Source organism: Pseudomonas sp., from assembly GCF_049590575.1.
GTDB lineage: Bacteria > Pseudomonadota > Gammaproteobacteria > Pseudomonadales > Pseudomonadaceae > Aquipseudomonas.
The window spans coordinates 90,749-101,694 of record NZ_JBAWDE010000068.1 but is presented as its reverse complement, the minus strand read 5'-3'; the positions used below and the strand labels follow the sequence as shown (position 1 = coordinate 101,694).

General features: G+C 63.3%; 9 protein-coding genes. 4 read left to right on the top strand and 5 right to left on the bottom strand.

What is annotated here, in order from left to right:
* Nucleotides 1-1,864, top strand: a 1,864-nt coding sequence (locus WBR57_RS05265; RefSeq protein WP_424082771.1) for a spermidine synthase, incomplete at its 5' end; no start/stop codon positions are given.
* A 41-nt stretch (nt 1,865-1,905) separates the two neighbouring features.
* On the opposite strand, the gene WBR57_RS05260 is transcribed toward WBR57_RS05265, so the two are convergent.
* On the bottom strand, nt 1,906-2,580 hold the full coding sequence (locus WBR57_RS05260; protein ID WP_424082769.1) for a DUF3313 domain-containing protein: 675 nt from the start codon (nt 2,578-2,580) through the stop codon (nt 1,906-1,908).
* Nucleotides 2,581-2,751: 171 nt separating this feature from the next.
* Here WBR57_RS05260 and WBR57_RS05255 point away from each other — a divergent pair, with 171 nt between their 5' ends.
* On the top strand, nt 2,752-4,965 hold the full coding sequence (locus WBR57_RS05255; protein WP_424082768.1) for a tetratricopeptide repeat protein: 2,214 nt from the start codon (nt 2,752-2,754) through the stop codon (nt 4,963-4,965).
* Between the two features lie 5 nt (nt 4,966-4,970).
* Here the strand turns inward: WBR57_RS05255 and WBR57_RS05250 are convergent, their stop codons facing one another.
* A complete protein-coding gene (locus WBR57_RS05250; RefSeq protein WP_424082766.1) occupies nt 4,971-5,465 on the bottom strand; it encodes a hypothetical protein in 495 nt (164 codons plus the stop codon).
* A gap of 163 nt (nt 5,466-5,628) precedes the next feature.
* Here WBR57_RS05250 and WBR57_RS05245 point away from each other — a divergent pair, with 163 nt between their 5' ends.
* On the top strand, nt 5,629-6,321 hold the full coding sequence (locus WBR57_RS05245) for an aspartate/glutamate racemase family protein (RefSeq protein ID WP_424082764.1): 693 nt from the start codon (nt 5,629-5,631) through the stop codon (nt 6,319-6,321).
* On the opposite strand, the gene WBR57_RS05240 is transcribed toward WBR57_RS05245, so the two are convergent.
* Nucleotides 6,318-6,830: a GNAT family N-acetyltransferase gene (locus WBR57_RS05240; RefSeq protein WP_424082762.1), complete on the bottom strand. Its 513-nt coding sequence runs from the start codon at nt 6,828-6,830 to the stop codon at nt 6,318-6,320. The genes WBR57_RS05245 and WBR57_RS05240 overlap by 4 nt on opposite strands.
* A 259-nt stretch (nt 6,831-7,089) precedes the next feature.
* Here WBR57_RS05240 and WBR57_RS05235 point away from each other — a divergent pair, with 259 nt between their 5' ends.
* Nucleotides 7,090-8,595 (top strand): alpha/beta fold hydrolase, encoded by a 1,506-nt coding sequence (locus tag WBR57_RS05235; protein ID WP_424082760.1) that lies wholly within the window; start codon nt 7,090-7,092, stop codon nt 8,593-8,595.
* 13 nt (nt 8,596-8,608) lie between these two features.
* Here WBR57_RS05235 and WBR57_RS05230 read toward each other — a convergent pair whose 3' ends face one another.
* Together WBR57_RS05230 and WBR57_RS05225 are read right to left on the bottom strand one after the other, a co-directional pair.
* Nucleotides 8,609-9,748 (bottom strand): glycerate kinase, encoded by a 1,140-nt coding sequence (locus tag WBR57_RS05230; RefSeq protein ID WP_424082758.1) that lies wholly within the window; start codon nt 9,746-9,748, stop codon nt 8,609-8,611.
* Nucleotides 9,749-9,839: 91 nt separating this feature from the next.
* Nucleotides 9,840-10,946, bottom strand: coding sequence for a sugar diacid recognition domain-containing protein (locus WBR57_RS05225; protein ID WP_424082756.1), 1,107 nt, complete (start codon nt 10,944-10,946; stop codon nt 9,840-9,842).

Here is a 10,946-nt window from a genome sequence, read left to right as displayed (position 1 = left end):
TCATCACGCTGGCGTGGCGGCAGCGCCGAACCCCGCGCTGCAGCCGACGCGCCTGGCGATGGCGCTGTACGCCATCGCCGGTGGTGTGGCGCTGGGCTATGAAGTGGTGTGGTCGCAATCGATTGTGCAGTTCATGAGCACCCGCACCTATGCCTTCGCCGTGGTCTTGGCCACCTACCTGACCGGACTGTTTATCGGCAGCCAATTGATGTCGCGCCGGGTCGAGCGTCTGCGCGATCCGTGGGGCGCGTTCGGTCTGCTGATTGCCGGCGCGGGCTTGGTCGCGTTGCTTGAGATTGCCCTGCTGGGCCGCTGGCTGGTGGTGCTGCAAACCCAGGCCGAGGCGCTGGTGCTGAGCTTGGGCGGCAGTGAATTACCGGGGATGAGTGCGCGGTTTGCGGCGGCGGCGTTGTGCATTGTGTTTGTGCCGACGCTGCTGCTGGGGGCGGCGTTCCCGGTGGCGTTACGCTTGAGCGTGGGCAACCGTCATGTCGGTCGAGACGTGGGCGCCGTGGTAGCGTTCAACACCTTGGGCGGGATTGTCGGAGTGATGCTCTGCGGGTTTGTGCTGATCCCGTGGCTGGGCCTGGTGCGCACCCTTGGCCTGCTGGCGGTGGTTGCCGGTGCCGTCGGCTATGTGGCCGTGCGCCGTGGTCACGGGGTGAAGAAAGGCCGGCGCCAGGCGGTTGTTGCCTTGGGCCTGGCATCTCTGGCGGTGGCGCTGCTGACCCCGGTGGACCGCCTCGCCAACCTGCTGCCCGGCGCACGCAATGGGAGCCTGGCGTTTTATCAGGAGGGCCATGGCGCAACGGTTGCGGTGGTCACCCAGGGTCACGGTGCGCGGGCCTTCCAGCGCTTGTACATTCAGGGCGTGTCAAACACCGGCGACGCTATGCCGTCGCTGCGCTATATGCGTATCCAGGCGTTGTTGCCGCTGTTGATCCATAACGCCGAGCCCAGGTCGGCGCTGGTGATTGGTTTTGGCACCGGGATTACCGCCGGCGCCCTGTTGCGCTACCCAGGGTTGGAGCAGCGGGTGGTCGCCGAACTGTTGCCTGGGGTGGTGCAGGCTGCGCCGCTGTTCAAGGGTAACTACGACGCCGCGAGTGCCCCCGGTATCGACCTGCGCCTGCGCGACGGTCGCCAGGAACTGCTGCGCAACCCGCAGCGCTATGACCTGATCACCCTGGAACCGCCACCGCCCTCCGCCGCCGGCGTGGTCAACCTGTATTCACAGGATTTCTACCAATTGGCCGCCAGCCGCTTGCAGACAAACGGCTTGCTCGCCCAGTGGCTGCCGTTGCCCACGCAAAATATCGACGACTCACGCGCGCTGGTGCGCAGTTTCCTCAATGTATTCCCGTATGCGTCGCTGTGGACCAGCGAATTTCACGAGATGCTCTTGGTAGGCTCGCTCGAACCGGTCGAACTGGATGTCGAAAGGGTTCGCCAGCGCTTTATGCAACCTTCCGTGCGTGATGCCCTGGCCGACGTCGGCATCGACTCCGCTGCAACCCTGCTGGCCACCTGGGTCACCGACCGCCAAGGCCTTGAGCGCTTTGCCGGCGCGGCGCTGCCTGTCACCGACGACCAGCCGCGCATCGAATACGCGCCCTGGGTGCGCAGCAAGGAAATCACCCGGGTGTTGCCGGCCCTGCTCGACCTGCGCGTGCCGGCACCGCTGCTCAACGCCGATGCGAGCTTTACAACAACCCTGGCGGCCGAACAGCGGCGCCTGATGCAGTTCTACCGCGCCAGCCTGCATGCCTACGCTGGCGACCGGGATGCGTGGGGCCGGGATATCCGCGAGGTATTGCGCGAAGATGGCGCCAACCCGTATTACCGCTGGTTTGGCGGCAATTGAAAAAACACTGAGGGCGTGGCGGCCCTCAGCGTCAGTGCGGCTTAGTTGGTTTTTTTCAGCTTCAGGTACGACTGGTGCAGGTCCGATGCCCAGCCGTCGATAACACCCTTCACATCATCGGCCTTCATCACCTGAGCGTCGTTTGCCAGCGGCTTGCCGGTGCCTTTGCGCACCACTTGGGCGATGACCTTGCCGCTGGCGCCATCAAGGAACTGCGCTTCGGTGCCCAGCGTGGTTTCCTGGTCACGGATACCGGTTCCGGTACTCACCGCCGCTGCCACCAGCGCAACGGGAATATATTCGTAGGGCTTGAGGCTTTCGGTCTTGCTGCTGACCGCGGTAATGGCCGCACGCACCACAATCACACCAGGGCCTGGGGCGTTGGCCACAGGCAATGACTTGGCCAGCTCACGCTTGAGCGCCTGGTTGTAGTAGGTATTGATGCCGTTGAGGGTGCTGTCCGGGATTTTCGCGGTGGCCTGGGGCTTGGGGTAGAACTGGGTCGGTTCGATATACACCGCGTTATAACGGCTGAGGTCCAACGTGGGATCAACCCAGCGCATCACTTCGGCGCCCGAGGGTGACTTGGCTTCCTTGAGTTGGCTGTAGTCGGACAGAAAGCCTGAATATTCGTCCGGCTGCGTGACCTTGCTGGCGCAACCGGTGATGGCGATTGAAGCGACGCATAACGTGCTGAACATTAGCCTTAGTTTCATCATTGAACTCCCTGGCAGTCATCATCGAAACACTGAGCTGTAGGTATAGCCAATCCTGACGAAACAAGCCTTTTTTCAACCGCTGGTTTGACAGGACTGCGACCAGCGTCAAAGCTGCACGAAGCTTAAGCACGCCGCAGAGCGTCCATGCATCAAGACAGCGGAAGTCGAATGCCCAAGCCGAAGCGCCAAACAGCCGTGCCCCACCGTGATTCACCGCGTCGTTACCTGTACCCCGCATTGATTGTGCTGCTGTTGGCGGCCATGGCCGGGCTCTGGTTTTTCCTGCAGGCCAGTACGCCCCGGTTGCCGGCACCGGCGCCGGTGGTGGCGGCCAAACCGATGGCGCCGCCGCCGTCCGCGCAACTTGTGGATGAGCAACAGTGCCAGGGCTGCCACCAGGCCCAGGCCAGGGACTGGCAAGGCTCGCACCATCAGTTGGCGATGCAGGAAGCCACGCCTGACACGGTGCCGGCGGATTTCAACGACGTTTCCTTCACCGGCGAAGGTGAAACCACACGGTTCTTTCGTCGCGGTGCTGAGTTCTGGGTCAACACACCCGGCAGTGACGGCAAGGCTGGCGACTTCAAGGTGGCGTATACCTTCGGCATCGCGCCGTTGCAGCAGTACCTCATCGACGTCGGCGACGGTCGCCTGCAGGCGTTGGGCGTCGCCTGGGATACCCAGGAAAACCGCTGGTTCCACCTCTACCCCGGCCAGGGGGTCAACTTCAAAAACCCGCTGCACTGGAGCAAACCCAGCCAGAACGCCAACTTCATGTGCGTGGAATGCCACACCACCGGCTACAAGCGCAATTTCGATCCGCTCAAAAACAGCTTCGACAGCCAATGGAACAGCCTCGGTGTCGGCTGCCAGGCCTGCCACGGCCCGGCCTCCAATCACGTGCAATGGGCAGCGAAAAAAGGCGACCTGCTGCACGCGGGTTTCGCGGTGGACTTAAAGGACCAAGACGCCACCGTCGAACTGGAAACCTGCGCCCGCTGCCACGCACGCCGCGCGCCCCTGGGCGATGGCTATACCGTGGGCAAGCGTCTGATGGACGATTACCTGCCCAGCGTGCTGACCCGTGAGCTGTATGCCCTGGACGGGAAGATCCAGGATGAGGTGTTTGAACACGGCTCCTTCGCCCAGAGCAAAATGGCCGAAAAAGGCGTGCGCTGCAGCAATTGCCATAACCCCCACAGTAATCAACTCAAGGCCCCCGGCAATGGCGTGTGTTTGCAGTGCCACAACACGGCGGGAAAAACCCCGTATGCCACGGTGGACGGGCGTGGCTTGCAGGCCAAGCACTACGATTCCGCCGAGCACACCGGCCACCCCGTCGGGCAACCCGGTTCGTTCTGTGTTGATTGCCATATGCCGGGCAAGGTCTACATGGGCAACGACCTGCGGCATGACCACGGCTTCAGCATCCCCGCCGGTGCACGCGAGGTGCTGCGCGCGCCCAATTACGCCGAGGCCATGGTGTTGATTCGCGGCGGCCAGCCAGGCGCAGCCCAGGCATTGTACGAGCAACTCGCGCGCAGCAACCTGCCGCCGATCCAACGCGCAACGCTGTTGGTCGAGTTGCCCAACTATCCCAGTGAGCAGGCGCTGAAACTTGCGACCCAAGCGCTTGGCAACCCCGCCCCGCAAGTCCGCGAAAGCGCCATCCGTGCAGTCAGTGCATTGCTGCCGCCAGCGGAGCGCGCTGCACGCTATGGGCCGTTATTGCGTGACCCGGTGCGCGCGGTGCGCATCCTCGCCGCGCGCGATTTATTGAGCGTGCCGGGCCAGGGCCCCGCCTGGGAGCACGCGATTGCCGAATACGAGCAAGTACAGTTGAGCCTGCAGGAGCGCGCCGAAGCCAACCTCAACCTGGCGATGCTCTACCAGGCCAGTGGCCGTGGCGACAAAGTCGAGGCGCAGCTGCGCACCGCCCTGCTGCGCGACCCCGACTTCTTCCCGGCGCTGGTGAGCCTGGCGCAGTGGCTCGAAGCCAACGGCCGCGCCGAGGAAGCCCGCAGCCTGATCACCGAGCGACTGGCGCAGCATCCGCACGCAGCACTGCTGCAACACACTCAAGGGTTGATGCTGATTCGTGCAGGGGATGTCCCGAACGCCATGCCGCATCTACGCAGCGCCGTGCGCCTGGACCCGGCCAGCGGCCAATACGCGTATGTATTGGCGGTGGCCTTGCATGACAGCGGCAAGGTTGGTGCGGCCTGCGAGCAGCTTGAGGACTTGCTCAAGCGCCAGCCTTACAACCGCAACGCACGCCTGTCGTTGATCCAGTATTACCTGGAAAATGGCCAGGAGCCCAAGGCCCAGGCCGTGATGCAGAGCTGGAAGGCCCTCAATCCCGGCGACCCGGCGTTGAAATAGCGCCCTCAGCCGCGCTCGCGCGGGATCAGGCTCTGCAACTGCGAGGCCAGGAAGTTGGCGTCGAAGGCGAAGGTGTCCGGGTCTTTCAGGCCGTTGGTTTTCTTCCACAGCCAGTCGTTTTTATCCGCCGGCAGGACCAGCGAGACACTGCCATGGCGGGCGGCGGTCAGGCCCATGACCGAGACGGAAATCAGGCCGCCGGCGCCCATCACGTCCGGCACGAATTCCACCGGCTTGCCGGTGATCTGCACGGTCAGTTTCTCGGTCACGAAGGTCGAGGCCTCCACCGGTAGGCTCGGGCCGCTGGCTACATAGGCTTCGCGATGCACTTCCAGTAACCCGACGGTCTTGACCGGTTCCAGCCATTGCTCGATCTGCGCGAACAGCTCGCCGAGCTTTTGCGCCCAGCGCGCTGACTGCAGGTCGAACTGCTGCTTTTTATGTGCTTCGCTGTCGGCGTAATGACGGAGCATCTCGCCCAGTTGCTGTACATCGTCCATTGCGGAATTCCTTGGGTGAGCCAGGTTGCAAGACTCGATCATGGCAGATGCGACAGTTTGGCGTACGGCTTAAAACTGCACCGGTGATTTGCCCGGCAACTGCGTATGACTAATCAGTGGCCGATGGGTAAGGTGAAACGACTTTCCGTGTCAGGAGCATCGCATGCGCACCATCGGCCTTATCGGCGGCATGAGCTGGGAGTCCAGCGCCGAGTATTACCGCATCATCAACCAGCGCGTGCGCGACAGCCTCGGCCCACTACGCTCGGCGCAGCTGTTGATGTACAGCGTGGATTTCGGCCCGGTGGAACAGGCCCAGCATGCCGGGCGCTGGGATGACACCGCAGTGATCCTGGAAGACGCCGCGCGTCGCCTGCAAGCCGGCGGCGCCGAGTGTGTGGTGCTGTGTACCAACACCATGCACCGGGTGGCACCGCGTATCGAGGCGGCGGTGTCGATTCCGTTTCTGCATATTGCCGATGCGGCCGGGGCCGCCGCGGTTGAAGCCGGCACGCTGACCGTTGGCTTGCTGGGCACTGCCTTCACCATGGAGCAGGACTTTCTCAAGGCGCGCCTGGCAGCCCAGGGTTTGACCGTGCTGGTGCCCGAGGCAGACGAACGCCAGGCCGTGCACCGGATTATCTATGACGAGTTGTGTGTCGGGGTGATCAGCGATGCGTCACGCGAGGTATACCTGCGGGTGATCGAGTCCCTGGCCGCACGTGGCGCGCAGGCGATTATCCTAGGGTGTACGGAGATCAGTTTGCTGGTCAAGCCCGAACACTGCGACTTGCCGCTGCTGGACACCACCGAGCTGCATGCGCAGGCTGCGGTGGCGTTTGCCTTGCAGGATTAAGCCGACCGGCGCAGGCGCGCCATGCTCAGGGTGTCGACAAACACGCCGTCACGCAGGGCATAGTCGCGCAACCGGCCTTCGACTTCGAAGCCGAATTTGCGGTACAGGTGATGCGCGGCTTCGTTGTCGGCGTATACCGTGAGCTCGACACGGTGCAGGTTCATCCAGTTGTCGGCCACGTCCAGCGCGGCGGTCAACAGCCGTGAGCCTACGCCCTTGCCTTGCCAGGCGGTGGCGACGCCCATGCCAAACGAGCCGACATGCGCCTGGCGCACCCGCAGGTACTGTTCCAGGCCAAGTTGGCCGATGACCTCGCCGCCGTGCACTGCAACCAGTTGCAGGCGCCGTTCGTTATCGGTAACGAGTTTGGTGCGCCACGCTTCCACCGACTGGTAAGGCATTTGCAGCACCTGACGGCATACGGCCGGGTCGTTATAGAGCGCAGCCACGCCTTCGAGGTGGGCTTCGGTAAAGCGCTGGATGACGATATGGGGTTCAGGTGCGTGCATTGTGTTTCATCCTTTGAAAGACAAGTGGCCGCCCAGTGTAGAGCCCCCTGCCCGTCTGATGGAACGTCATCTCAGAAATTACCCTGCCAAAAAATGCCGGTTTCCTACATTTGCGCGCTCCGCCGCTTGCAATACTCGGCGCTTTTCAAATGCACAGGTCGGGGCAAAAAGGGTGATGAAGCAACGGGCAATAGTCGGAGTCTTGTGTGTGGCGGGTTTACTGGCTGCCAGCGCTTGCGCGACCAGGCAACCACCTGAGGTGGGTATCAAATGGCTGCCGGACTGCGCGGACCGAGCAATCCACTCCCTCGACCCCGAGGTCGTCGCCAGGACCCAGTGCGGCATTGTCACTGTGCCGCTGGACCATTTGAAGCCTGCGCGCGGTACGCTGGAGGTGGATATAACCCGTGTGACAGCCCTGCAACCCTCGAAGCGAGAAGGCGCGATATTCACCAACCCGGGCGGCCCGGGCCTCGACGGCGCCGCGTTCCCGGTGCTACTGGCCTGGATCTGGAAAGGCTACGCTGAACGGTCGGGCGGTGAGGCCTATCGGCATCTGACCGAGACCTATGACCTGATCGGCCTGACGCCCCGTGGGATGGGCAGTCGGCCAGACTCGCAACTGGTGTGCCAATCCGATGAGCTGATTGTCGCGCAAAACGACATCACCGAAGACCGCAGCCCCGACAACCTGAAAGCGCTGCAGCATAACGCCGGCGTATTGGCCCGAGGTTGTGCCGCTCAGCGCCTGGCGCCTTACATCAATACCGATCAAACCGCACGGGACATGGAGTTTGTGCGCGCCCAGCTCGGCGAAAAACACCTCAACTATTTTGGCAATTCCTACGGCACCTGGCTGGGCGCCTGGTACGCAGGCCTGTTCCCCAAGCGCGTCGGGCGCATGGTGCTGGACTCGAATACAGACTGGACGTCGACTTTCCAGGACGCGTTTTTTATGCAAGCGCCGGAGAAAGAACGCATCTTCACGCGCTTTGTTGCGCAACGCGCCGCCAGCGAGCCGAAGCTGTACCAGCTGGGCGATGACCCGGCGGCCATTCGCGAAATATTTCTGGGGCTGCTGCCCGAGGTTCGAGTCGCCCTGCGCTCTGACAACGAACTGTACAGTTCCATCGAAACACTGATGGCGGCACGCGCACTCAGCGACTGGCGGCGCCAGTCGCCGAGCCTGGAAGACGCGAAACTGCTGAAAAAGGCGCAAGCCTATCGGTTCAGCCCTGACGCAGAAATCGATCAATCGGCAAAAGCCGCGTTTGCCACAGTGCTCAACCTGACCGGCAGCCCTCGCCCCTGGAACGACATCGCGCCGGGCCCGCTGAAACTCACGACAGATATGTCCGTGCGCTCTACGGTGTTGTGCAATGACACGGTAGCGGCACACGAAGGGTTCTGGACCCAGAAGGAAGACCACTACGCAAGCCGCTACCCGGTTGGCGGCAGTTACTTTCAGGCCCGGCACTGCGCAGGCTGGAGTGGCAAAGTGCTTGGCGGAGTACCACAGCGCAAGCTGAAACTGGCTGACAGCATCGTGATGATCCAGGCCGAATACGACGACCAGACACCCGCAGCAGGCGCTTTGAAAGCGTTCAACAGTTTGCCCAATACCCACCTGGTCATGCTCAAGCGTAGCTATCACCATGGGGTTTCATTTGCCGACTTGAGTGCGTGTATCAACCGCACGGTGGGCGATTACCTGGCGTACGGCACAAAACCTGATCGAATCACCACCTGCTTCGCGTCAAACTGAGCCACTACGCCGGTCAGCGGCGCCGTGCAGTGCGCCACACCCGCGCAATATCTGCCGCGCGCTCACGCAATAACCGCGGCGCCTCGCTGCACGCCTGTTCCAGGCTCATCGGGCCGGACGGCAAGGCGAAAGCCGCGTCCACGCCGTGGGCGTACATCTGCTCATAGCCTTCGCCCAGCGTGCCGGCAATAACAAACACCGGCACGTTGTGGTGCCGGGCGACACGCGCCACGCCGAACGGGGTTTTGCCACGCAGGGTCTGGGCGTCGAAGCGGCCCTCGCCGGTTATCACCAGATCGGCGTCACGCACGGCGGCGTCCAGGCTCACCAGCTCAGCGACCACCTCCACCCCGGCCCGAAACTGCGCGCCCAGAAATGCCTTGGCCGCAAACCCCAGCCCACCGGCCGCGCCACTGCCTGGCTCGTCACGCACATCCCTGGGCAGCACCTTGGCACAGTGGTCGGCAAAGTGGCCGAGGGCCGCGTCCAACTGTTGCACCTGCGCAGCACTGGCGCCTTTTTGCGGGCCGAAAATCGCCGAAGCGCCCTGTGCACCACACAATGGATTGTTCACGTCCGCCGCGATCTCAAAGCGCACCCGAGCCAGGCGCGGGTCAAGCTTGTCCAGGTTGATCTGCGCCAGGCCAGCCAATGCCAGCCCACCTGGCGCCAAGGCTTGCTTGTCGGCATCGAACAATTGCACGCCCAGGGCCTGCATCGCTCCCGCACCGCCGTCGTTAGTGGCGCTGCCGCCAATCGCCAGGATGATGCGTTCTGCGCCTAGATCCAGGGCGGCGCGGATCAATTCACCGGTGCCATAGGTGCTGCTGGAACACGCGTCGCGCTGGCCCGGCGCCACCAGTTGCAGGCCGCTGGCTTCGGCCATCTCGATGATCGCGGTGTGGCTGTCGGCCAACCAGCCCCAACGGGCCTCAACCGTATCGCCCAACGGCCCACGCACGACCTGGCGGCGCAGCTCGCCATTGCACGCTGCGAGCACCGCATCCACCGTCCCCTCACCACCATCCGCCATCGGGCACTGAATCAACTGTGCATCCGGCCAGACTTGCGCCAACCCCTCGGCAATGGCCTGGGCGACGCCCTCGGCACTCAGGCTGTCCTTGAACGAGTCGGGGGCGATGATGATTTTCATGGGCTTTCTCCGGTTTTTATGACGCCCATGCTGCCAGCTGGCACCGGCAATGACGCCGGTCCGATGCACAAGTGCGGGTCAGGTTTGTTGTTCATTCCGACAAAGCCTGGGGCAACAGCTGAACGCCGAGGTACAGCGCGAGCATGCCATCCAGGGTCAGCGGGTCGACACCGCTGAGTTCGGCGATGCGCTCCATGCGGTAACGCAGGCTGTTGCGGTGGATGCCCAGCGCGTCGGCGCAGGCCTGGCTTTGCCCGTCGTGTTCACACCAACTGCGCAGCGTCGCCAGCAGTTGGCCGTTGCTGTCCTTGGCCAGCACTTTGCGCAACGGGTTGAGCAGTTCGTCGAGGGCGTCGTCGTTGCGATGACGCCAGAGCATGACCGGCAGGCGGTAGCGGTTGAGGGTCAACAGCCGCGACTGGGGCAACACATCACGACCGTAGGCCAGCAAGTCACCGACCCGCCGGTAACACCGGCGCAAACCCGCCAGGCCATCAGCCTGTCCACCCACGGCCACCCGCAGCACGGTCCACCCCGAACCCTCGAGTTTTTCCAGCAGACGTGGATTGTCGACTTGCACGCTGGCCGGCCGACACCACAGCAGGGAAAACTGCGCCGAACTCACGCACCAGCTGTCCGGGTAGCGCGACGTCAGCCAGGCAGCCAAGGCTTCCGCCGATTGCCCCACGCCCAGTTCGAACAAGTACGGCGTACGTGACAGGTGCGGCTTGAGGCCCAGTTGCTGCGCTTCGTCGACCAGGCGCGGTGAATCGCCGCTGTCGGCCAGCAGCAGGGCCAGCAAGTCGTCACAGCGCTGGCGCCGCCATTGTTGTTCGACCTGCTGGTGCCGGTGGCTGACCAGCATCTCGGCGGTCATGCGCACCAGTTCGGCGTAGGTGCGCAGCCCTTCCGGCTCGCCGGTGATGCCCAGCACGCCGATCAGGCGCTGGTCGTGCATCAGCGGCAGGTTGATCCCCGGTTGCACGCCCTTGAGGTGCTTGGCGGTCTGCCCGTCGATCTCGACCACGCGCCCATTGGCCAGCACCAGTTGCGCGCCTTCATGCCGGGTATTGATGCGCTCCGGCTCACCGCTGCCGAGAATCAGGCCCTGGCTGTCCATGACATTAACGTTATGGGGCAGGATCGCCATGGTGCGATTGACGATATCCTGCGCCAGGTCATGATCCAGCTCGAACAT

Bases quoted from the DNA above. Each gene is read 5' to 3' on its own strand.
- WBR57_RS05260 (WP_424082769.1), bottom strand. From the start codon at position 2,580: ATGAAACTAAGGCTAATGTTCAGCACGTTATGCGTCGCTTCAATCGCC.
- WBR57_RS05255 (WP_424082768.1), top strand. From the start codon at position 2,752: ATGCCCAAGCCGAAGCGCCAAACAGCCGTGCCCCACCGTGATTCACCG.
- WBR57_RS05250 (WP_424082766.1), bottom strand. From the start codon at position 5,465: ATGGACGATGTACAGCAACTGGGCGAGATGCTCCGTCATTACGCCGAC.
- WBR57_RS05245 (WP_424082764.1), top strand. From the start codon at position 5,629: ATGCGCACCATCGGCCTTATCGGCGGCATGAGCTGGGAGTCCAGCGCC.
- WBR57_RS05240 (WP_424082762.1), bottom strand. From the start codon at position 6,830: ATGCACGCACCTGAACCCCATATCGTCATCCAGCGCTTTACCGAAGCC.
- WBR57_RS05230 (WP_424082758.1), bottom strand. From the start codon at position 9,748: ATGAAAATCATCATCGCCCCCGACTCGTTCAAGGACAGCCTGAGTGCC.
- WBR57_RS05225 (WP_424082756.1), bottom strand. From the start codon at position 10,946: ATGTTCGAGCTGGATCATGACCTGGCGCAGGATATCGTCAATCGCACC.